General features: G+C 56.0%; 19 protein-coding genes. 14 read left to right on the top strand and 5 right to left on the bottom strand.

Annotation, left to right across the window (positions count from 1 at the left end):
- The first annotated feature begins 9 nt into the window (after positions 1 to 9).
- A complete protein-coding gene (locus tag A3466_RS01205; protein WP_063449058.1) occupies positions 10 to 804 on the top strand; it encodes a metal-dependent hydrolase in 795 nt (264 codons plus the stop codon).
- A 297-nt stretch (positions 805 to 1,101) separates the two neighbouring features.
- Entirely contained in the window at positions 1,102 to 2,535 is a 1,434-nt protein-coding gene (gene ptsG, locus A3466_RS01200; protein ID WP_003857942.1) for a PTS glucose transporter subunit IIBC, read from the top strand.
- 138 nt (positions 2,536 to 2,673) lie between these two features.
- Here the strand turns inward: ptsG and fhuE are convergent, their stop codons facing one another.
- Positions 2,674 to 4,860: a ferric-rhodotorulic acid/ferric-coprogen receptor FhuE gene (gene fhuE, locus A3466_RS01195; protein WP_063449057.1), complete on the bottom strand. Its 2,187-nt coding sequence runs from the start codon at positions 4,858 to 4,860 to the stop codon at positions 2,674 to 2,676.
- A 353-nt stretch (positions 4,861 to 5,213) separates the two neighbouring features.
- On the opposite strand from fhuE, the gene hinT reads away from it, so the two are divergent.
- The 8 genes from hinT to A3466_RS01155 all read left to right on the top strand — a co-directional run bounded on the left by hinT (position 5,214) and on the right by A3466_RS01155 (position 11,298).
- Positions 5,214 to 5,573 (top strand): purine nucleoside phosphoramidase, encoded by a 360-nt coding sequence (gene hinT / locus A3466_RS01190; RefSeq protein WP_006809243.1) that lies wholly within the window; start codon positions 5,214 to 5,216, stop codon positions 5,571 to 5,573.
- A 1-nt stretch (position 5,574) separates the two neighbouring features.
- Complete coding sequence (locus A3466_RS01185) at positions 5,575 to 5,949, top strand: YcfL family protein (protein WP_063449056.1); 375 nt, start codon at positions 5,575 to 5,577, stop codon at positions 5,947 to 5,949.
- A 13-nt stretch (positions 5,950 to 5,962) separates the two neighbouring features.
- Positions 5,963 to 6,607 carry a penicillin-binding protein activator LpoB gene (gene lpoB, locus A3466_RS01180; RefSeq protein WP_102749776.1) on the top strand — a complete coding sequence of 215 codons (645 nt, stop codon included), beginning with the start codon at positions 5,963 to 5,965 and terminating at the stop codon, positions 6,605 to 6,607.
- Positions 6,588 to 7,412 carry a thiamine kinase gene (gene thiK, locus A3466_RS01175; protein WP_063449054.1) on the top strand — a complete coding sequence of 275 codons (825 nt, stop codon included), beginning with the start codon at positions 6,588 to 6,590 and terminating at the stop codon, positions 7,410 to 7,412. The genes lpoB and thiK overlap by 20 nt, the downstream gene beginning before the upstream one ends.
- 11 nt (positions 7,413 to 7,423) lie before the next feature.
- Positions 7,424 to 8,449 carry a beta-N-acetylhexosaminidase gene (gene nagZ, locus A3466_RS01170; RefSeq protein ID WP_063449053.1) on the top strand — a complete coding sequence of 342 codons (1,026 nt, stop codon included), beginning with the start codon at positions 7,424 to 7,426 and terminating at the stop codon, positions 8,447 to 8,449.
- Positions 8,450 to 8,480: 31 nt separating this feature from the next.
- Positions 8,481 to 9,023, top strand: a complete 543-nt coding sequence (ycfP, locus tag A3466_RS01165; protein WP_032624474.1) for an alpha/beta hydrolase YcfP — start codon at positions 8,481 to 8,483, stop codon at positions 9,021 to 9,023.
- A gap of 236 nt (positions 9,024 to 9,259) precedes the next feature.
- A complete protein-coding gene (locus A3466_RS01160) occupies positions 9,260 to 10,564 on the top strand; it encodes an NAD(P)/FAD-dependent oxidoreductase (RefSeq protein WP_063449052.1) in 1,305 nt (434 codons plus the stop codon).
- Between the two features lie 194 nt (positions 10,565 to 10,758).
- On the top strand, positions 10,759 to 11,298 hold the full coding sequence (locus A3466_RS01155; protein ID WP_074160888.1) for a glycine zipper 2TM domain-containing protein: 540 nt from the start codon (positions 10,759 to 10,761) through the stop codon (positions 11,296 to 11,298).
- Between the two features lie 59 nt (positions 11,299 to 11,357).
- On the opposite strand, the gene A3466_RS01150 is transcribed toward A3466_RS01155, so the two are convergent.
- Entirely contained in the window at positions 11,358 to 11,993 is a 636-nt protein-coding gene (locus tag A3466_RS01150; RefSeq protein ID WP_063449050.1) for a TetR/AcrR family transcriptional regulator, read from the bottom strand.
- A gap of 244 nt (positions 11,994 to 12,237) precedes the next feature.
- On the opposite strand from A3466_RS01150, the gene bhsA reads away from it, so the two are divergent.
- Positions 12,238 to 12,495, top strand: coding sequence for a multiple stress resistance protein BhsA (bhsA, locus tag A3466_RS01145; RefSeq protein WP_006809234.1), 258 nt, complete (start codon positions 12,238 to 12,240; stop codon positions 12,493 to 12,495).
- A gap of 77 nt (positions 12,496 to 12,572) precedes the next feature.
- Here the strand turns inward: bhsA and ldtC are convergent, their stop codons facing one another.
- From ldtC to A3466_RS01130, 3 genes are all read right to left on the bottom strand, one after another.
- On the bottom strand, positions 12,573 to 13,538 hold the full coding sequence (gene ldtC, locus A3466_RS01140) for a L,D-transpeptidase LdtC (RefSeq protein ID WP_063449049.1): 966 nt from the start codon (positions 13,536 to 13,538) through the stop codon (positions 12,573 to 12,575).
- Positions 13,539 to 13,683: 145 nt separating this feature from the next.
- Positions 13,684 to 17,130 (bottom strand): transcription-repair coupling factor, encoded by a 3,447-nt coding sequence (mfd, locus tag A3466_RS01135; protein WP_063449048.1) that lies wholly within the window; start codon positions 17,128 to 17,130, stop codon positions 13,684 to 13,686.
- Between the two features lie 145 nt (positions 17,131 to 17,275).
- Positions 17,276 to 18,349: an acyltransferase family protein gene (locus A3466_RS01130; protein ID WP_063449047.1), complete on the bottom strand. Its 1,074-nt coding sequence runs from the start codon at positions 18,347 to 18,349 to the stop codon at positions 17,276 to 17,278.
- 256 nt (positions 18,350 to 18,605) lie between these two features.
- On the opposite strand from A3466_RS01130, the gene lolC reads away from it, so the two are divergent.
- Genes lolC through lolE form a run of 3 tightly spaced genes read left to right on the top strand, consistent with a single transcriptional unit; the run spans position 18,606 to position 21,743 of the window.
- On the top strand, positions 18,606 to 19,805 hold the full coding sequence (gene lolC, locus A3466_RS01125) for a lipoprotein-releasing ABC transporter permease subunit LolC (RefSeq protein ID WP_063449046.1): 1,200 nt from the start codon (positions 18,606 to 18,608) through the stop codon (positions 19,803 to 19,805).
- Positions 19,798 to 20,499 carry a lipoprotein-releasing ABC transporter ATP-binding protein LolD gene (gene lolD, locus A3466_RS01120; RefSeq protein ID WP_032624471.1) on the top strand — a complete coding sequence of 234 codons (702 nt, stop codon included), beginning with the start codon at positions 19,798 to 19,800 and terminating at the stop codon, positions 20,497 to 20,499. Before lolC ends, lolD begins: the two co-directional genes overlap by 8 nt.
- Positions 20,499 to 21,743, top strand: coding sequence for a lipoprotein-releasing ABC transporter permease subunit LolE (lolE, locus tag A3466_RS01115; protein ID WP_063449045.1), 1,245 nt, complete (start codon positions 20,499 to 20,501; stop codon positions 21,741 to 21,743). Before lolD ends, lolE begins: the two co-directional genes overlap by 1 nt.
- Positions 21,744 to 21,775: the final 32 nt, after the last annotated feature.

Raw genomic sequence — 21,775 nt, 5'->3', positions numbered from 1 at the left:
AGAGACATCATGTTTTTAGTCGACTCACACTGCCATCTTGATGGCCTGGATTATCAATCCCTGCATAAAAATGTGGACGACGTGCTGGCGAAAGCCGCCGAGCGCGATGTGAAATTTTGCCTGGCCGTGGCGACCACGCTGCCGGGCTACCGTACCATGCGTGAACTGGTTGGCGAGCGTAATAACGTTGTCTTCTCCTGCGGCGTGCATCCGCTGAATCAGGATGAAGCGTACGAGGTTGAGGATTTACGCCGCCTTGCCGCAGAAGAGGGCGTCGTGGCGATGGGCGAGACCGGCCTCGACTACTTCTACACGCCAGAGACGAAACCTCGCCAGCAGGAATCCTTCCGCAACCATATCCGTATTGGCCGTGAACTGAATAAGCCGGTTATCGTTCATACCCGCGACGCACGCGCCGACACGCTGGAGATCCTGCGGGAAGAAAAGGTGACGGATTGCGGTGGCGTACTACACTGTTTCACAGAAGACAGAGAGACGGCGGGTAAGCTGCTTGATTTAGGCTTTTATATCTCGTTTTCGGGGATCGTCACGTTCCGTAATGCTGAACAGCTGCGTGATGCGGCGCGCTATGTTCCGCTGGATCGTATTCTGGTGGAAACCGATTCTCCGTACCTGGCGCCGGTGCCTCATCGCGGCAAAGAGAACCAGCCGGCGATGACCCGAGACGTTGCTGAGTATATGGCTGTTCTGAAAGGTGTCAGTATTGATGAGCTGGCTCGCGTGACCACGGAAAACTTCGCCAGCCTGTTTCATATCGACCCCGCCCGCCTGCAATCTGTCTGATACGCCTGTTTTTTTTAGGCTCGTAATTAATAAGCAAAACGAGTAAAGTTCACCGCCTCATTCAGGGCGGTGATGGCGTTTTTAGACACATCCAGACATGCTTTATGTAAATATCTGCAAGTTTTTTGGTCGTCTTGAACTGAAACGTGATAGCCGTCAAACAAACTCAGAGGGAATTATTTTACTCTGTGTAATAAATAAAGGGCGCTTAGATGTCCTGTCCACGGCGCGGTACTCCCCCCGGGCCAATGCGTGAAAGCGTAAAAAAAGCACAAATACTCAGGAGCACTCTCAATTATGTTTAAGAATGCATTTGCTAACCTGCAAAAGGTCGGTAAATCGCTGATGCTGCCAGTATCCGTACTGCCTATCGCAGGTATCCTGCTGGGCGTCGGTTCTGCAAACTTCAGCTGGCTGCCAGCCGTAGTTTCCCACGTGATGGCCGAAGCAGGCGGTTCTGTTTTTGCTAACATGCCGCTGATCTTCGCTATCGGTGTTGCGCTGGGCTTCACCAATAACGACGGTGTATCCGCTCTGGCGTCCGTTGTCGCTTACGGCATCATGGTGAAAACCATGGCTGTGGTTGCGCCGCTGGTCCTGCATTTACCTGCTGAAGAGATTGCCGCTAAGCACCTGGCAGACACCGGTGTTCTCGGTGGTATCATCTCCGGTGCGATTGCAGCGTACATGTTTAACCGCTTCTATCGCATCAAGCTGCCTGAGTATCTGGGCTTCTTCGCGGGTAAACGTTTTGTGCCGATCATTTCTGGTCTGGCCGCGATTTTCACCGGTGTGGTCCTGTCCTTCATCTGGCCACCAATCGGTACGGCTATACAGACCTTCTCTCAGTGGGCGGCTTACCAGAACCCGGTTGTGGCGTTCGGTATCTACGGCTTCATTGAGCGCTGCCTGGTGCCATTTGGTCTGCACCACATCTGGAACGTTCCATTCCAGATGCAGATTGGTGAATACACCAACGCAGCAGGTCAGGTGTTCCACGGTGACATCCCACGCTACATGGCGGGCGACCCAACGGCAGGTAAACTGTCTGGTGGCTTCCTGTTCAAAATGTATGGTCTGCCAGCCGCTGCGATTGCTATCTGGCACTCTGCTAAACCAGAGAACCGTGCAAAAGTGGGCGGTATCATGATCTCCGCAGCGCTGACCTCGTTCCTGACCGGTATCACCGAGCCGATCGAGTTCTCCTTCATGTTCGTTGCGCCAATCCTGTACATCATCCACGCGGTACTGGCAGGTCTGGCATTCCCAATCTGTATCCTGCTGGGTATGCGTGACGGTACGTCCTTCTCTCACGGCCTGATCGACTTCATCGTTCTGTCCGGTAACAGCAGCAAGCTGTGGCTGTTCCCAATCGTGGGTGCGGGCTACGCAGTGGTGTACTACACCGTCTTCCGCGTGCTGATCAAAGCACTGGACCTGAAAACGCCCGGTCGTGAAGATGCAACTGAAGACAGCAAAGCCGGTGCGACCAGCGAAATGGCACCTGCACTGGTTGCGGCCTTCGGCGGTAAAGAAAACATCACTAACCTGGACGCGTGTATCACTCGTCTGCGTGTGAGCGTTGCCGACGTGGCGAAAGTAGACCAGCCGGGTCTGAAAAAACTGGGCGCAGCAGGCGTCGTTGTTGCAGGTTCTGGTGTTCAGGCAATCTTCGGAACAAAATCCGATAACCTGAAAACCGAAATGGATGAGTACATCCGCAACAACTAAGCTGTGACCTGGGGAGACTAAGGCAGCCGAATGGCTGCCTTTTTTATTAGTGCGGTTTGTGGCGCGGGGTGGCGGGTATACATTACCCGTCCATGATGATGGGTAGGCCCGGTAAGCGTAGCGCCACCGGGCTTAAACTCAGAAGTCGTAGCTCGCGCTCACCGAAACGTTCAGCGGCGCGCCATACACAACATACGATCCGACATAGTCGTAATACTCTTTGTCGAACAGGTTGTTGACGTTAGCCTGAACGGCAAAGTCTTTGGTGACCTGATAGCGGCTGAACAGGTTCACCAGCCCATAGCTGCCTTGCTCCGCGCGGGAACGTCCTGCCGGACCGCCTTCCACGTCCGTCCATACCTTGTTCTGCCAGTTTACGCCACCGCCCACGGTCAGCTCCGGCAGCATGGGCAGCTGATAACGGGTGAATAGCTTCATGGTCGTGCGCGGCTGATCGGCACTGACGGCGTTGCCATTTTTATCTTCTGCAATGTAACGCGTCGCGCCGAAGGTCAGCTGCCAGTTATCGGTCAGGGCACCGTTGAGCTCGAATTCAACGCCTTTGCTGACCACGCCGTCCAGCGATTCATAAATCGACTCACCGCTCGGCATGTAGGTATAGGTGTTGCTTGCGACGTTATCCTGTTCAATACGGAAAATCGCCAGCGAGGTGGTGAGGCGGGTATTAAACCAGTCGGCCTTCACGCCCGCTTCATAGCTTTTGCCCGTGGTAGGGTCGAGATAACGTCCGCTGGCGTCGCGCTTATCCTGCGGCTGGAAGATGGAGGTATAGCTGACGTAGGTCGACCAGTCCTCATTGATGTCATACACCAGGCCCGCGTACGGCGTTACGTCATTTTCGGTACTTTCCAGACGGGTGTTTGGGGAACCTGCCGGATTATAGCGAATGTTATAGCTGGTGTAGCGCGCGCCCAGAATCAGGTGCAGCGGGTCGGCCAGCGAGAAACGCGCAGAGGAATAGGCTGAAGACTGACGAATATCATCTTTGCTGTAGAGCTTCCATGGGGTCCACTGCGGATCGGCAATGTTCCCGTTCCAGTTCTTAAAGTTGCCGACGTCAACCATGCCGTATACTGCATCCGGCATGGTATTGTCGTAATGGTTGCGCTGACGGCTGAAGCTGCCGCCGAACATCATTTCGTGCTGACGACCAAAGAGATCGAAGCCGCCGCGCAGGAAGGCGTCGACCGCATCCTGTTTACGTTCCCCGCGGTTCCAGCCGCCGTAACCCACAAGGCCCGCGCCAGTCTCTTTATCCGGATAGCCGGACATATACATCAGCTTAGAGTCAAAGTTGGTTTCTGCATGCATGCCGTTGATGTGCGCTTCCCAGCCATTATCGAAACGCTGGGTCAGGTTAGCGAAGATGCGGGTGCTGTCTTTATCCGAATAGGCCCAGTCAGGCGCGACGGTCTGGCTGCGATTGTAGTTGGTCTTACTTCCGTCGCTGTACCAGGTCGGCAGGCCGCCCCAGGTTGGGTCGGCGGTATGGCTTTCCTGATACTCATACCCTACCGAGAGGGTCGTGCTGTCGGTGACATCCGCGTCCATCACGCCGTAGAGGAATTTCTTCCGGTAGTGGTAGTTATCCACGAAGCTGTCGTTGTCCTGATAACCGGTAATAAGACGGCCCCGCACCTTACCTGACTCCACCAGCGGCGCCTGGAGATCCAGCACGTAACGCTGCTTGTCCCAGCTGCCGTAGCTGGCAGAGACGTTGCCTTTAAATTCCGGGCTGTCCGCATGCTTGCGCACCATATTAACGTACGCTGCCGGGTTGCCCGTACCGGACATCAGGCCGGTGGCGCCGCGGACCACTTCAATGCGGTCATAAATTGCGGTGTCGGCGGCGGTATCACCAAAGTTCCACACTTCACTGATGGACGTTGGAAGGTCGTCATAGGCGTAGTTGCTGACGAAAAATCCGCGTGAGTAAAACACGGTACGGTCGCTATCCTGCACCTGCGCCGTAATGCCCGTGGTGTTTGTCAGCACCTGGCCGATAGATTGCAGATTCTGATCAGCCATACGCTGCTGGCTAATGACGCTAACCGACTGCGGGATATCACGAGGGACCAGCAACAGTTTGGTGCCGGTAGTGGTGGTTTTTACGCTGTAATCCTGATCCTGGCTGGCAGACAGATCCTGTGTGTTGTCAAAACCTCCATCAACGACGACGGTATCTTCGGTTGAAGCAGCGAAAGCGGCGGTTGGCGTCAATGCCATAGCAATGCAGGCTGCCAGCAACGAAGGTGTTGCGACAGGCTGACGTTGCCCATCCCTGGTGTGATTAATGAAAGACATCATCAAACCCTTAGTGAATGGTGAAGGTGGTGCGCGACAGCTCCGCTAGCACGGGCTGACGTCGTTTTCTATGTTAAAAATGCGCATGAAAATGCAAATGCGAAATATACGCATTGTGATTAACGCTGTAAACAGATGTTTCGGGATGAACTGAAATCAGGTTTCAGAAAAGAAATGTCCTAAAGCGACGCCTCTTCAGCCAGATGGCGAACAATCAGGAAAGAAATCACGGGAGAAGGTTGAAAGGACAGGAGAAAGTCGCTCATACTCTTGTGTTGTGTCACGCAGTAAAATAGACAATGTGTGTTAACAACGGACGCACGACGCCAGATTAAATTTAAAAGGAAAAGGTCATGGCTGAAGAAACGATTTTCAGTAAAATTATCCGCCGCGAAATTCCGTCGGATATTGTCTATCAGGATGAACTGGTCACGGCTTTCCGCGACATTTCTCCCCAGGCGCCGACGCACATCCTTATTATTCCCAATATTCTCATCCCGACCGTCAATGACGTTAAAACCGAGCACGAAGTGGCGCTAGGCCGTATGCTTACGGTGGCCGCGAAAATCGCTGAGCAGGAAGGGATTGCTGAAGACGGATACCGTTTGATCATGAACTGCAATCGCCATGGCGGGCAGGAAGTCTATCATATTCATATGCATCTGCTGGGTGGACGTCCACTGGGACCGATGCTGGCACATAAAGGTCTTTAATATGTTAATTGGGCGTATTGCAGCGCTGATCGTGACGCTGGTAATGGTAGGGTGCAGCGCGCGTCCTGCCATCCCGGTCAGTGAAGAACAGACGCTGGTAATGGAGTCTTCAGTGCTTGCTGCGGGCGTTACGGCCGAGCAGCCTTCACTGACCATTAGCGAAATCCAGTCTTCTGCCTCCTCTACGCTCTATAACGAAAGGCAAGAGCCAGTGACGGTGCATTATCGCTTCTACTGGTATGACGTGAGAGGTCTTGAGATGCATCCGCTTGAGGCGCCGCGCAGCGTGACCATTCCGGCAAGATCGTCGGTCACGCTCTACGGCAGCGCCAGCTATCTGGGTGCACATAAGGTGAGACTTTATCTTTATTTGTAAGGGGTGAACCTTGATTAAAACGATGAGCCGTTATGCGCTCCTGAGTGCCTTCGCACTCTTTCTGGCAGGCTGTGTGACGCGAACTGAAGAACCTGCACCGGTGGATCAGGCGAAGCCGGGGACGGAACAGCCAACAACGCCGGCGGAACCTGTGCCAACCGTGCCGTCTGTACCGACCATTCCGGCGCAGCCTGGCCCGATCGAACATCAGGACGATACCGCACAGCCTGCACCGCGCGTGCGCCACTATGACTGGAACGGCGCGATGCAGCCGATGGTAGGCAAAATGTTGCAGGCACAGGGCGTTACGCCCGGCAGCGTGCTGCTGGTGGACAGCGTGAACAACCGTACGAATGGTTCACTGAATGCGGGCGAAGCGACGGAAACGCTGCGCAATGCGCTGGCGAACAACGGTAAATTTACGCTGGTCTCAGCCCAGCAGCTCGCGGTCGCTAAGCAACAGCTTGGTCTGTCGCCTCAGGACAGCCTGGGTTCGCGCAGTAAAGCCATTGGTATTGCCCGCAACGTTGGCGCGCAGTATGTCCTTTATTCTAACGCGACGGGTAACGTGAACACGCCGTCGTTGCAGATGCAGTTAATGCTGGTTCAGACCGGCGAAATTATCTGGTCAGGTAAAGGTGCCGTTACGCAACAATAAGCGCACGCGTCATGATGTCCTGACGCGCTATTTCCCACAGTACCGTGTTATCGCGCCGCAAGCCCCCGTCGGGCTTGGCGGCGCGAGTTGCATTATTGAGCATGGTGATCATCGGCTGGTTTTACGCCAGCATCACGATGCCGCCGCGCCTGCCTCCCATTTTCGTCGTCAGTTCCGCGCCCTGAAGCGCCTGCCCGCCGACCTTGCGCCGCAGCCCCATCTCTTCATCAGGGACTGGATGGCGGTGACGTTTATTGCGGGTGAGATCAAACGCGAGCTACCCGATCCCCCGACGCTGGCAGTCATGCTGTATCATCTGCATCGCCAGCCGCGTCTGGGCTGGCGGGTAACGTTGCTCCCCTTGCTGGAACGCTACTGGCAGCAGGCCGCGCCGGGACGACGCACGCCATTCTGGCTGGCGCAGCTGAAGCGGCTGCGTAAAGCAGGAGAGCCGCAGGCGTTACGCCTGGCACCGCTGCATATGGACGTCCACGCGGGAAATATCGTTCATACGGCGGCAGGCGAGAAACTTATCGACTGGGAATATGCCGGGGACGGTGACGTGGCGCTCGAACTTGCCGCGGTCTGGATGCCCGACGAGGCATCGCGCGGACAGCTGGTTGCTGCTTATGCCCGAAACGCCAACATGAATGCGCTCACCCTTGCGCGGCAGGTTGCGCGCTGGCGGCCATGGGTAATCTTGCTCATGGCGGGCTGGTTTGAAATGCGCTTTCAGCAAACAAATGACGAACAATTTATTGCGCTGGCAGATGATGCCTGGCGCCAGTTACAAACGAAAGGATAAGAGAGGTTGGTGTGGGTCCAGTAATGTTGGATGTTGAAGGGTTTGAGCTGGATGCGGAAGAGCGTGAAATCCTTGCGCACCCGCTGGTAGGGGGGCTGATTCTTTTCACCCGCAATTATCACGATCCGGCGCAGCTGCGTGAGCTGGTTCGTCAGATCCGCACGGCTTCGCGCAATGACCTGGTGATCGCGGTAGATCAGGAAGGTGGCCGCGTACAGCGTTTCCGGGAAGGGTTTACCCGTTTACCTGCCGCGCAATCTTTCGCAGCGCTGCTGGGAACCGAAGAGGGCGGTCAACTGGCGCAGGACGCTGGCTGGCTGATGGCCAGCGAGATGATCGCCATGGATATCGACATCAGCTTCGCTCCGGTCCTGGACGTGGGCCACATTAGTGCGGCAATTGGTGAACGTTCGTATCATGACGATCCGCGTATCGCGCTGGCAATGGCGACGCGCTTCATTGACGGAATGCATGACGCGGGCATGAAAACCACCGGCAAACACTTCCCGGGCCACGGGGCGGTGATGGCGGATTCCCATAAGGAAACCCCGCGCGATCCGCGCCCGGAAGCAGAAATTCGCGCTAAAGATATGTCTGTTTTCCGCTCGCTGATTACCGATAACAAGCTGGACGCGATCATGCCTGCGCACGTCATCTACAGTGAGGTCGATCCGCGCCCGGCCAGCGGCTCTCCGCACTGGCTGAAAACCGTGCTGCGTCAGGAGTTAGGCTTCAACGGCGTGATTTTCTCCGACGATTTATCCATGGAAGGAGCGGCGATCATGGGGAGCTATGCTGAACGTGGGCAGGCTTCTCTGGATGCGGGTTGCGATATGATCCTCGTCTGCAATAATCGTAAAGGTGCGGTGAGCGTGCTGGATAACCTGTCGCCGATCAATGCTGAGCGTGTTACACAATTGTATCATAAAGGTTCATTTAGTCGTCAGGAGCTGATGGACTCGGCGCGCTGGAAAACGGTAAACGCCCGGCTTGAAGCCCTGAACGAGCGCTGGCAGGCACATAAAGCAGCCCTTTAATTCATCCCGGAAGGCGTAGCGTGGTGAGACGATGATCATCTATTTACACGGTTTTGACTCAAACAGTCCTGGTAATCATGAGAAAGTGCTGCAATTGCAGTTTATCGATCCGGATGTTCGGCTGATTAGCTACAGCACGCGTCATCCGAAGCATGACATGCAGCATCTGCTGAAAGAAGTGGATAAAATGTTGCAGCTCAATATCGACGATCGCCCGCTGATTTGCGGCGTAGGGTTGGGTGGATACTGGGCAGAACGCATCGGTTTTTTGTGCGATATGCGCCAGGTCATTTTCAATCCTAACCTGTTCCCGAACGAGAACATGGAAGGCAAGATTGACCGTCCGGAAGAGTACGCCGATATCGCAACCAAATGCGTGAGCAATTTCCGTGAAAAGAACCGCGATCGCTGTCTGGTGATCCTCTCGCGCAACGATGAAGCGCTAAACAGCTCCCGCGCCGCCGAGCTTCTGCATCATTACTACGAAATTGTCTGGGACGAAGAGCAGACCCACAAGTTCAAAAACATCTCGCCGCATTTGCAGCGTATTAAGGCCTTCAAAACGCTGGGCTGATCTCCCTGATCTTGATAAAGGCCCGGTATGCGAAAGCGTGCCGGGCCTCTTTTTTGTCGGAATTGTCTACTTTTAAACCATCAAAACTTGATACATATCAATTTTGGTATGACCAATGCGCCTGACGTGCTATTCTCAATGAATCTGAATGGTTTCAGCGCAGTAACCTGTTGTTAATTAAGGGTTATTTCTATAACTTTTAATTAACAATTGGTTAATAATTTGAGGGGGTCACGTTGACTACGCCATTGAAAAAGATAGTGATTGTCGGCGGTGGTGCTGGCGGACTGGAGCTGGCGACACAGCTGGGTAAGAAGCTGGGTCGCGGTAAGAAAGCCAAAATTACGCTGGTGGATCGTAACCACAGCCACCTGTGGAAGCCACTCCTGCACGAAGTGGCGACCGGGTCGCTGGATGAGGGCGTGGATGCGCTGAGCTATCTGGCGCATGCGCGTAACCACCATTTCCAGTTCCAGCTGGGCTCCGTGGTGGATATCAACCGTGAAAATAAAACCATCACGCTGGCCGAGCTGCGGGATGACAAAGGCGAGCTGCTGGTCCCTGAGCGCAAGCTGGCCTATGACACGCTGGTGATGGCGCTGGGCAGTACGTCCAATGACTTCAACACGCCAGGTGTGAAAGAGAACTGCATCTTCCTGGATAACCCGCATCAGGCGCGTCGTTTCCATCAGGAAATGCTTAACCTGTTCCTGAAGTACACCAATAACATGGGCGCCAACGGCAAGGTTAACATTGCTATCGTGGGCGGCGGGGCAACGGGCGTTGAGTTATCGGCGGAGTTGCACAATGCGGTTAAGCAGCTGCACAGCTACGGCTACAAAGGGCTGACTAACGAAGCGCTGAACGTGACGCTGGTGGAAGCAGGTGAACGCATTCTGCCTGCGCTGCCGCCGCGTATCTCCGGCGCTGCCCATAACGAGCTGACCAAGCTGGGCGTGCGCGTGCTGACCCAGACCATGGTGACCAGCGCGGATGAGGGCGGTCTGCATACCAAAGACGGCGAGTACATCAAGGCCGACCTGATGGTCTGGGCCGCTGGTATCAAAGCGCCTGATTTCATGAAGGATATCGGTGGGCTGGAGACGAACCGCATTAACCAGCTGGTGACCGAGCCGACGCTGCAAACCACGCGCGATCCGGACATCTTCGCCATCGGTGACTGTGCCTCCTGCGCGCGTCCGGAAGGCGGGTTTGTGCCTCCTCGCGCTCAGGCAGCGCACCAGATGGCAAGCCTTGTGCTGCACAACATCCTGGCGCAGGCGAAAGGCAAACCGATGAAAGCCTATGTCTACAAAGACCATGGCTCTCTGGTGTCGCTCTCCAACTTTTCCACCGTAGGCAGCCTGATGGGTAACCTGATGCGCGGCTCCATGATGGTTGAAGGGCGTATCGCCCGCTTCGTGTACATCTCTTTGTACCGTATGCACCAGATTGCGCTGCACGGCTACTTCAAAACCGGCTTAATGATGCTGGTCGGCCGTATCAACCGCGTGATCCGCCCACGCCTGAAGCTGCACTAATTTCTCCCTCCCTCCGGGCCCGCCGGAGGGAATTTTTAGCACATCATGCTGTTCCTTCCGCTCCTGACGCTTAAGAGTTCTCCTAAACACGCCTTATGCCAGGTCAATGCCCCATTTTTTGATCCTTTGTCTTATTGGCGAAGCGCCTAGCGCGCTGCAAAATTGCTACCAATTGCAACAAAGGAGGAAGTCCCGTGAATAAATCAATGTTGGCGGGTATAGGGATTGGCGTCGCAGCTGCGCTGGGTGTGGCTGCCGTTGCCAGTCTGAACGTACTTGATCGTGGCCCGCAGTATGCGCAGGTGGTTTCCGCTACACCGATTAAAGAGACGGTCAAGACGCCTCGTCAGGAGTGTCGTAATGTTTCTGTCACCCATCGTCGTCCGGTTCAGGACGAAAACCGTATCGCGGGCTCCGTGCTGGGTGCGGTTGCCGGTGGGGTGATTGGTCATCAGTTTGGTGGTGGCCGTGGTAAGGATGTCGCGACGGTTGTCGGTGCGCTGGGTGGCGGTTATGCCGGTAACCAGGTGCAGGGCGCGATGCAGGAAAACGACACCTACACCACCACGCAGCAGCGCTGTAAAACCGTGTATGACAAGTCTGAAAAAATGTTGGGTTACGACGTAACCTACAAAATCGGCGACCAGCAGGGGAAAATCCGCATGGATAAAGATCCTGGCACGCAAATTCCGCTCGACGGTAATGGTCAGCTGATACTGAATAACAAAGCGTAAAAAAGATGTTCTCTGAACTTAGCTCCTCATGCGCTCAGGCTGAGGAGCTTTTTTTTGCTTCAGAGCTTAAGAAGTTCTGGCCACAGGCGCAGCGTTGTTTGCGTAATACCCTGCAACTTTTCCAGCGTCGCGCCCTCACGGGCGCTGATCGACATCCCCTGCAAAATACAGCTCAGATACTGGGCCAGCTCCTGCGGACGGCAGTGCGCCGGAATTTCGCCGCGCTGCTGGCGCTGAGTCAGAAACGTGCTGAGCGTCTCCTCCTGCATCGCATGACGTGATTTAACCGTGTTGGCTATCTCCTTCGACGAGGCGGCGAGGGTGGCGGAGGTGTTGATCATAAAACAGCCCGCGGGCGTGTCTTTACTGGTGAAGCAGGTTGCAACCGCGCAGAAATAATCCCGCAATGCCTGCTCTACGGTTTTATCTTCACAGAATAGCTGCGCTTCATGTTTTGCCGCAAAGCGCGAGATGTATCTGTCCAGAACGGCCCGGAACAAGCCTTCTTTATTGGTGAACTCTGCATAGAGGGTAGGGGCTTTCGCGCCAGTTGCTTCCACCAGATCGGAAAGCGACGTGGCTTCATACCCATGCTGCCAGAAGAGCGTCATGGCCTTATCGAGCGCCGCATCCCTGTCGAACACTTTTGGTCGGCCACGGCTTTTCTTTGCGCAACTCGTGACGTCGGTTGTCATATGCCGTTGGTCCTCTGTTGATTTGTTGAATAATCATTATAAAAATAAATGCCTGCTACGACCAGCAGTGATTTCTGAAAAATATTTTTAGTTTATCTTTATGAAATACAAGGAAAAACAAATTAATTTAATGGTCGTTATAAAAATGGGTTGACGTGTGACCTGGATCACATCTATCATTTACCTATCGATCGTTAATTAAATAATTAACGACCACACCATCATCTGCTAAAGGTAAAAAATTATGAAAAACGTTAAAACCCTCATCGCTGCGGCCGTTCTGAGTTCACTCTCTTTCGCAAGCTTTGCTGCTGTAGAAGTGCAGTCTACTCCAGCAGACCAGCAGAAAGTCGGTACCATCTCTGCCACCGCCGGGACTAACCTGGGCTCTCTGGAAGATCAGCTGGCGCAAAAAGCTGACGAAATGGGTGCGAAATCATTCCGCATCACCTCTGTGACCGGTCCTAACACCCTGCACGGTACCGCAGTTATCTACAAATAAGCGTAACGCAACCCTCCGTTATGCCACTGCAATAAAAAACGCCCTGCTCATGCAGGGCGTTTGTCGTTATGACTGATTTACATCGACTGTTGAGCAACCTCATGATGCCGCGTGACGTTGGTCGGCATTCCCGAGCGCGCTTCCATCGCCCGCTCCATCACAGCGCCGTCGGTATTGGCGTTCGTTTTAAAGCTCACCATAGCCGCATTCAGATTAATAGGCAGCGTCTGCGGATCGTCATTGATGTTTTTCGACAGCGGCTGGTGAATCTCAACCAGGCGGACGCCACCCGGCTCTTCAGACACCTTAATCGGCGTATTGATGATATTCACTTTCGTGCCAGGGGTAATCACGCTGTACAGCGTCTTGATGTCGTCATCGCGCAGGCGAATACAGCCGGAGCTGACGCGCATCCCGATCCCGAAATCCGCATTCGTGCCGTGCAGAAGATAAACCCCACCGTAGGCCGCCAGGCGGATAGCGTGGTGTCCCATCGGGTTGTCCGGACCAGCGGGAACCACAGCGGGCAGATCGATACCTTGTGCTTTATAGCGGGCGCGAATGTTTGCCGTCGGCGTCCAGGTAGGATTGGCGCGCTTATCAGAGACGGTGGTGACCATGGTCGGGGTAAGCGTATCGCCCCCCAGCTGGCCGATACCGATAGGGTAGACGGTGACTTCATTCTTGCCCGGCGGGTAGTAATACAGACGCAGCTCGGCGAGATTAATCACGATGCCCTGACGCGGCGCGTCCGGGAGAATAGTTTGCAATGGAATCGTCAGCACGCTGCCGGCCCGGGGCACATAGGGGTCAACGCCCGGGTTGGCCTGCAACAGCGCGAGGAATCCAACATTATATTTTTTGGCAATTGCTTCCAGCGAGCCGCCATCATTTTCTACTACATGGAAGCGGTTCTGGCCCACGACGTTGCTGCCGGCAGGCGGAAGAGGCCAGGTATTAGCGCGCGCGGGCAGCGCAACGGCAACGGCTGCGGCCAGCGCAAATAGCGTGATCCAGCGGGTAAAACGCGAAGAGGTCATCATTATCATAATCCATACAAATGATAAGGTTATTGTTTTATAAGGGGTTAATGATAATTATGGCGAATGTACAGTCTGGAAGCCTGGGCGAAGTGCAAAGAGTTTGTAAATTGTCCCCCACCAGCCAAACGCTGGCGAGGGCAATCTTTTAAGCGATAGCGTTCTCTTCCAGCTGGCGCATAAAGTTACGCACCCAGTCCATGCGTGTTTTACGCTCTGTCAGATCCTGGGTGAATTTCAGACGCGTCGGGCCATCAAGACGGAAATGCTGCGGCTGTTTTTGCAGCAGGCCAATCAGCCACATCGGGTCGACGTGGTTCTTCTCGGCAAATTCAATCATGCCGCCTTTCTCGTTGCCTTCGAGCTTGCGGATCCCCAGTTTCTGCGCCTGCTGACGCAGCCGGGCGATATCCAGCAGGTTGCGCGCCGCGTCCGGCAGAATGCCGAAACGGTCAATCAGCTCGACCTTGATCTCCTCAAGCTCGCCTTCGCTTTTCGCGCTGGCAATGCGTTTGTAGAACGACAGTCGCGTGTTGACATCAGGGATAAAGTCGTCCGGCAGCAGAGAAGGCATGCGCAGCTCCACTTCGGTCTGCTGGCTGGTGAGATCTTCCAGAGACGGTTCACGTCCGGCTTTAAGCGCGTCGACGGCATTTTCCAGAAGCTCCATATACAGCGAGAAACCGATAGTTTCCATGGAGCCGCTCTGGTCTTCACCCAGCAGCTCACCGGCGCCGCGGATCTCTAGGTCATGCGTCGCCAGCGCAAAGCCCGCGCCCAGATCTTCCAGCGAGGCGATGGCTTCCAGACGCTTTTGCGCGTCGGTGGTCATCGCCTTCGGATGCGGCGTCAGCAGCCACGCGTAGGCCTGATGGTGCGAACGCCCGACGCGGCCGCGCAGCTGGTGCAGCTGGGCGAGACCGAAGTGATCCGCGCGCTCGATGATGATCGTGTTTGCCGTCGGGATATCGATGCCGGTTTCAATGATGGTGGTACACACCAGCACGTTAAAGCGCTGGTGGTGGAAGTCGTTCATCACCCGCTCCAGCTCGCGCTCGCGCATCTGGCCGTGACCGATGGCGATGCGCGCTTCCGGCACCAGCTCTGCCAGCCTGTCGGCGGCTTTCTGGATATTTTCGACGTCATTGTAGAGATAGTAAACCTGGCCGCCGCGCAGCACTTCGCGCAGGATCGCCTCGCGCACCACCAGATTATCATACTCGCGCACGAAGGTTTTCACCGCCAGACGGCGCGCCGGCGGGGTGGCGATAATCGACAGATCGCGCATGCCGCTCATCGCCATGTTCAGGGTGCGCGGGATCGGCGTTGCGGTCAGGGTCAGGATGTCGACGTCGGCGCGCATTGCTTTGATGCGCTCTTTATGGCGCACCCCGAAGCGGTGCTCCTCGTCGACAATCAACAGGCCCAGATCTTTCCACTTCACGTCGCTTTGCAGCAGCTTGTGGGTACCGATCAGGATATCAATTTTGCCTTCGGTTGCCTGCTCCAGGATCTGTGTCTGCTCTTTGGCGCTGCGGAAGCGGGATAACATTTCAATACGCACCGGCCAGTTGGCGAAGCGGTCGCGGAAGTTGTCGAAGTGCTGCTGGGCAAGAAGGGTGGTCGGCACCAGCACTGCCACCTGCTTGTTGTTCTCAACCGCCAGGAAAGCGGCGCGCATCGCCACCTCGGTTTTACCGAAGCCCACGTCGCCGCAAACTAAACGGTCCATCGCCAGCGGCTGGCACATATCGCTCAGCACCGCGTTAATGGCCTGAGCCTGATCCGGCGTAGTTTCAAACGGGAAGCTGTCGCAGAACAGCTGGTATTGCTCTTTATCATGCTTAAACGCATAACCCTCTTTGGCCGCACGCTGGGCGTAAATGTCCAGCAGCTCGGCGGCCACGTCGCGCACTTTTTCCGCCGCTTTCTGCCGCGCGCGTGACCAGGCGTCGCCGCCCAGCTTATGCAGCGGGGCGTTATCTTCGGCGCCGCCCGCGTAGCGGCTGATCAGGTGCAGAGACGACACCGGCACGTACAGTTTGGCATCGTTGGCGTAGGTTAGCATCAGATATTCACCTTTGATGCCGCCGGCTTCGAGGGTGGTCATACCCTGATAGCGACCCACCCCGTGTTCTAGGTGCACGATCGGCTGGCCGGGATGCAGCTCGGCCAGGTTGCGGATCAGGGTGTCCAGGTTGATGGTGCGACGGCTGTCCTGACGACGGCGCGCCACGCGTTCGCCCAGCAAATCGCTTTCACAAATCAACGCCAGGTTATTGAGCGTATCAATGAATCCGTGCTCGGCGGCGCCGATCATCAGATAACGACCGTTACCGGTCGCCTCGCTCAGCCGCAGAATGCGTTTTGGTGCGACCTTAATCCGTCCCAGCAGTTCACCCAGCGCTTCACGGCGACCTTCGCTCTCAACGGAAAACACCACCGGTCCGGTAAAGGACTCAAGAAACTTGCGCAGATTATCCAGTGGGGATTTTTGCTGCGCCTGGACGGCCAGATCGGGCAGCGTACGGAACGCGAGATTAGTGTTCGCCGCCTTATCGGCAAGCGAGTCGGTTTTGAGCTGCATGCGCGGCCAGCGTTTCAGCTCGGCGTTGAGCTCATCGGTACGCAGCCACAGCATTTCCGGCGGCAACAGCGGACGCATCGGGTCCACGCCCCGGTTTTCAAAGCGGGCCCGCGTCTCGCTTTCAAAGCGGCTGGCGCTGGCGTCGATATCGCCGGTATTCACAATCAGCGTGTTTGCCGGGAAGTAGCTGAACAGCGCCGGCAGCGGCTCGTTAAAGAACAGCGGCTGCCAGTATTCGATCCCGGCCGGCAGGGTGCCCTTGCTGACCTGCTGATAGATATGTTCAGCATCGCGCTTCACGTCGAACCTGTCGCGCCACTGGCTGCGGAACAGTTCGATGGCGGTTTTATCCGTCGGGAACTCATGGGCGGGCAGCAGGTTAATGGATTCCACCTCTTCCAGCGTGCGCTGGGTGTCGGCGTCGAACACGCGAAGGCTGTCGATCTCGTCGTCGAAGAAATCCAGACGATACGGCTGATCGCTGCCCATCGGATAGAGATCCAGCAGCGCGCCGCGCGTCGCGTACTCACCGTGCTCCATCACCTGGTCGACATGACGATAGCCAGCGCCGTCCAGCTGCACGCGCAGGGCATCGCGCGACAGGCGCTGGCCTTTTTTCATCACCAGCGCGTGGCCGTGCAGGTAGCTGTGCGGGCAAACGCGCTGCATCAGGGTATTCACCGGCACAATTAGCACGCCGCGCTGCATGGTGGGAAGCTGGTACAGCGTCGACAGGCGCGAGGAGATAATCTCCTGGTGCGGAGAGAAACTGTCGTAGGGAAGCGTTTCCCAGTCGGCCAGGCTGAAGACCAGGCTGTCGGTGAACTGGCGGATCTCATCGTGCAGGCGCAGGGCGTTTTGCATGTCCGGGGCAACCAGCACCACCGGCCCAGGATGCCGCTCGGCAATTTCCGCCACCAGCGTCGCGCAGGCCGCGCCCGTCAGTTCGCCGAGCTGGCGTTGATCGCCTGGTTTAACAGGCAGGGAATAACGATAGTGTTCAGGCATGGCTATGTCAGAGTCTCTTGGGGATATACCAACAGTATTGGGGCATATCACTGATACGCAATGTCTTTATTATCCTCGATCGTTTTGCATTAGCAAATCGTAACCGCACAAGAGGAAAAGAGCCCCCGGATGGGGGCGGGGCAGATTAGCGGGTAACGGGCACGGGTGAAACACGCGCGGGTGGGGAGAAGAAAAAATCGCCAAAGAGGGCGGTCGAGAGCTTACGGGCCCCCAGCCCGACCAGCGTGCAGACGAGCAGGCTGATAAACGGATAGACCAGAATCAACGCAAGTTCAGCCCAGGCCGGCCAGTATGCCGCATTCATTTCGCCGATCAGGATCAGGCTAAACGCCTCAATTAAAATGCGGTGGGTGGTGTAAATCGCGATAGTGTTCGACCCGATGACGTTCAGCAGATTATTGGGGCGAACGGCATAACGCTGCTCAATGCTGTAGAAAAGTTTCATAATGACCACGATCGACAGCAGAGAGAGCGGCAGAGGGACGTTAGCGAACCACAGCACCACGGACAGCGCGGCAGAGGCAATGAGTGCCAGCCAGCTGCGGCGCAGATTCAGCCCTTTCATCCACGCCATCAGCTGCGCGCCGTACCATGCGCCGAGGCTGTAGTAGATCATATTGCGCACGACGCTGTTCATTCCCCACCACGGCAGCGGCAGGACGTTAATTGCGACGCTTGCCAGCGCCAGAATCCCCAGCATCGGCAGTTTCCAGCGGCTCAGCAGCTTACAGAGCGTGAAGTAGACCACTAAAGCGTACAAATACCACAGGCTGGTGCTGGCCGTGAGCATCCCCAGCACAAACCCTGAAACGGAATCGGCATAAGCCGCATTGGATGATGTTGCCAGTTCACGCTCGGGGGCGAGCCAGGCGTTCAGATGGGTCAGCGCCTGCCATTGCAGCACGCCCCACAGCGCCAGTACCCAGACGATGCTCCAGATGCGCTTGTCGAGACTGGTGCGCCAGTTCACCTCGTCAATGTATCGGCGGATCAAATAGCCGGAGATGAAGAAAAATACCGGCATACGGAACGGGGCAAGGTAAAGGTTAAAGTAGACCCAGCATTTGGCGAGAAGGCCTGATAGCGGATGCTGTAGCCCGTCCAGGTGAGGATAAAAGGTGATCACCGAGTGGTAAATTACCACCAGGCAGATGCACAGGCCTTTTATCTGGTTAATCCATAATGCTTTTTGTTTCATGGTGCGTGACGACCTTGTTGCCATAAACGAAACGCCGATTGTTGTAAAATGAAGCCCTGATGTAACGGGTAACAGTCTGTATCAGGACGATTTTCGGAAAAGGTGGAGGCTGCCTGGCGGAAGTTCGGTCAGTAGCATGATGATTTATCTGAATTTTTCGGAAAAATGATTACCGAATCTTACGGTTTCAGTCATTTACGCTTAACGGATTCGCTTATATACTCGTGGGTCTGCTATCAGCAAACAGACGGATTTCATGTATCAACCTGTCGCACTCTTCATAGGCTTACGTTACATGCGTGGGCGCGCCGCGGACCGCTTCGGTCGCTTTGTCTCCTGGCTTTCGACTATTGGCATTACGCTTGGCGTGATGGCACTGGTGACGGTGCTTTCCGTCATGAATGGCTTCGAGCGCGAGCTGCAAAACAATATCCTGGGGCTGATGCCGCAGGCCGTTCTCTCTTCCACTCAGGGTTCCGTTAACCCGCAACAGCTGCCGGAAAGCGCGGTGAAGTTACAGGGTGTTACCCGCGTTGCGCCCCTTACAACGGGCGATGTGGTGCTGCAAAGCGCCCGCAGCGTGGCGGTCGGGGTGATGCTCGGTATCGATCCGGCGCAAAAAGATCCGCTGACGCCGTACCTGGTTAACGTGAAGCAAACCGACCTTGAGCCGGGTAAATATAACGTCATCCTCGGCGAGCAGCTGGCCGGGCAGCTTGGCGTTAACCGTGGCGATCGGCTGCGCGTGATGGTGCCCTCAGCCAGCCAGTTTACCCCGATGGGGCGTCTGCCAAGCCAGCGCCTGTTCAACGTGATTGGCACGTTTGCGGCGAACAGCGAAGTCGATGGTTACCAGATGTTGGTTAACATTCAGGACGCCTCGCGTCTGATGCGCTACCCGGCGGGCAATATTACCGGCTGGCGTCTGTGGCTTGACGCGCCGCTGAAGGTAGACACCCTCAGCCAGCAGGCGTTACCGGAAGGGACGAAATGGCAGGACTGGCGTGACCGTAAAGGCGAGCTGTTCCAGGCCGTGCGCATGGAGAAAAACATGATGGGGCTGCTGCTAAGCCTGATCGTGGCCGTTGCCGCGTTTAACATCATCACCTCGCTGGGGCTAATGGTGATGGAGAAGCAGGGCGAAGTCGCCATTCTGCAAACCCAGGGCCTGACCCCGCGCCAGATCATGGCGGTATTTATGGTTCAGGGCGCCAGCGCCGGCATCATCGGTGCGCTGCTCGGGGCGGCGCTGGGCGCGCTGCTCGCCAGCCAGCTCAACAATCTGATGCCGATCATCGGCGCGCTACTCGATGGCGCGGCGCTGCCGGTGGCTATCGAGCCGCTACAGGTGGTCGGTATTGCGCTGGCCGCGATGGCCATTGCGCTGCTTTCTACGCTTTATCCTTCCTGGCGGGCTGCCGCCACTCAACCCGCTGAGGCTTTACGTTATGAATAAGATCCTGTTGCAGTGCGACAACCTGTCCAAACGCTATCAGGAAGGCGCTGTGCAGACCGACGTGCTGCACAATGTGAGCTTTAGCGTGGGTGAAGGCGAGATGATGGCGATTGTCGGCAGTTCCGGTTCCGGTAAAAGTACGCTGCTGCACCTGCTGGGCGGGCTCGACACCCCAACCGAAGGTGATGTGATCTTCTCCGGACAGCCGCTGAGTAAAATGTCGTCAACGGCGAAAGCCGAGCTGCGTAACCGCGAGCTGGGCTTTATCTATCAGTTCCACCATCTGCTGCCGGACTTCACGGCGCTGGAAAACGTGGCGATGCCGCTGCTGATTGGTAAAAAGAAACCGGCAGAAATTAATGCCCGCGCCAGCGACATGCTAAACGCGGTAGGGCTGGGACATCGCGGTAATCACCGTCCGTCCGAGCTTTCCGGCGGCGAACGTCAGCGTGTGGCGATCGCCCGCGCGCTGGTCAACAACCCGCGCCTGGTGCTGGCGGATGAACCGACAGGTAACCTCGATGCGCGTAACGCAGACAGCATTTTCCAGCTTCTCGGCGAACTGAACGCCGCGCAGGGTACCGCGTTTCTGGTGGTGACCCACGATTTGCAGCTGGCTAAGCGGATGGGCCGTCAGCTGGAAATGCGCGACGGTCGTCTGAACGCAGAACTGACGCTGATGGGAGCGGAGTAATGGCTTCACCGTTATCGTTACTCATCGGGTTACGCTTTAGCCGCGGTCGTCGCCGGAGTGGGATGGTATCCCTTATCTCCGTCATCTCCACCATCGGTATTGCCCTGGGCGTGGCGGTGCTGATCGTCGGCTTAAGCGCCATGAATGGCTTTGAGCGTGAACTGAATAACCGCATTCTGGCCGTTGTTCCTCACGGTGAAATCGAGCCGGTTAACCAGCCGTGGTCCAACTGGCAGGATGCCCTGAACAAAGTGGAAAAAGTGCCGGGCATCGCGGCGGCTGCACCTTATATCAACTTTACCGGGCTGGTGGAGAGTGGGGTAAACCTGCGCGCCATCCAGGTGAAAGGGGTAAATCCTCGTCAGGAAGCGCGTCTGAGCGCGCTGCCGCGCTACGTGCAAAATGGCGCATGGGCAAACTTTAAGGCCGGCGAGCAGCAGATCATCATGGGCAAAGGCGTTGCCGACGCGCTGAAGGTGAAGCAAGGCGACTGGGTATCGATCATGATCCCGAACGCCAGCGCTGACCACAAATTGCAGCAGCCTAAACGCGTGCGTCTGCACGTCACCGGTATTTTGCAGTTGAGCGGCCAGCTCGACCATAGCTTCGCCATGGTGCCGCTGGAAGATGCGCGTCAGTACCTGGACATGAGCGATAGCGTGACGGGGATAGCTATTAAGGTTAACGACGTTTTCAACGCTAATAAGCTGGTGCGTGATGCCGGCAGCGTGACCAATAGCTACGTCTACATCAAAAGCTGGATAGGCACTTACGGCTATATGTACCGCGATATCCAGATGATCCGCGCAATTATGTATCTGGCGATGGTGCTGGTGATTGGGGTGGCGTGCTTTAATATCGTCTCGACGCTGGTCATGGCCGTTAAGGATAAGAGCGGCGACATCGCCGTGTTGCGTACCCTCGGGGCAAAAGACGGTCTTATTCGCGCCATTTTCGTCTGGTACGGTTTGCTGGCGGGGCTGTTTGGCAGCCTCTGCGGCGTGGTCATCGGCGTGGTAGTGTCTCTTCAGCTGACGCCGATTATCAACGGGATTGAAACGCTTATCGGCCATCAGTTCCTGTCCGGCGATATCTATTTTATTGACTTCCTGCCGTCTGAACTGCACTGGCTGGACGTTATTTATGTGCTGGTTACAGCACTTTTACTGAGTCTGCTGGCAAGCTGGTATCCGGCGCGTCGCGCAAGCCGTATCGATCCGGCGAGGGTATTAAGTGGCCAGTAATTTCGTCATGGTTTAGCGGTCTTTGGGCCGCT

This window comes from Enterobacter genomosp. S (assembly GCF_001631805.1).
GTDB classification, from domain to species: Bacteria; Pseudomonadota; Gammaproteobacteria; order Enterobacterales; family Enterobacteriaceae; genus Enterobacter; species Enterobacter quasihormaechei.
This window is presented reverse-complemented; position numbering and strand designations above follow the sequence as displayed.

What these genes read in the sequence shown, in the direction of transcription:
- A3466_RS01205 (WP_063449058.1), top strand. Translation starts at nt 10, where the DNA reads ATGTTTTTAGTCGACTCACACTGCCATCTTGATGGCCTGGATTATCAA.
- ptsG (WP_003857942.1), top strand. Translation starts at nt 1,102, where the DNA reads ATGTTTAAGAATGCATTTGCTAACCTGCAAAAGGTCGGTAAATCGCTG.
- fhuE (WP_063449057.1), bottom strand. Translation starts at nt 4,860, where the DNA reads ATGTCTTTCATTAATCACACCAGGGATGGGCAACGTCAGCCTGTCGCA.
- hinT (WP_006809243.1), top strand. Translation starts at nt 5,214, where the DNA reads ATGGCTGAAGAAACGATTTTCAGTAAAATTATCCGCCGCGAAATTCCG.
- A3466_RS01185 (WP_063449056.1), top strand. Translation starts at nt 5,575, where the DNA reads ATGTTAATTGGGCGTATTGCAGCGCTGATCGTGACGCTGGTAATGGTA.
- ycfP (WP_032624474.1), top strand. Translation starts at nt 8,481, where the DNA reads ATGATCATCTATTTACACGGTTTTGACTCAAACAGTCCTGGTAATCAT.
- A3466_RS01150 (WP_063449050.1), bottom strand. Translation starts at nt 11,993, where the DNA reads ATGACAACCGACGTCACGAGTTGCGCAAAGAAAAGCCGTGGCCGACCA.
- bhsA (WP_006809234.1), top strand. Translation starts at nt 12,238, where the DNA reads ATGAAAAACGTTAAAACCCTCATCGCTGCGGCCGTTCTGAGTTCACTC.
- ldtC (WP_063449049.1), bottom strand. Translation starts at nt 13,538, where the DNA reads ATGATGACCTCTTCGCGTTTTACCCGCTGGATCACGCTATTTGCGCTG.
- mfd (WP_063449048.1), bottom strand. Translation starts at nt 17,130, where the DNA reads ATGCCTGAACACTATCGTTATTCCCTGCCTGTTAAACCAGGCGATCAA.
- A3466_RS01130 (WP_063449047.1), bottom strand. Translation starts at nt 18,349, where the DNA reads ATGAAACAAAAAGCATTATGGATTAACCAGATAAAAGGCCTGTGCATC.
- lolC (WP_063449046.1), top strand. Translation starts at nt 18,606, where the DNA reads ATGTATCAACCTGTCGCACTCTTCATAGGCTTACGTTACATGCGTGGG.
- lolD (WP_032624471.1), top strand. Translation starts at nt 19,798, where the DNA reads ATGAATAAGATCCTGTTGCAGTGCGACAACCTGTCCAAACGCTATCAG.
- lolE (WP_063449045.1), top strand. Translation starts at nt 20,499, where the DNA reads ATGGCTTCACCGTTATCGTTACTCATCGGGTTACGCTTTAGCCGCGGT.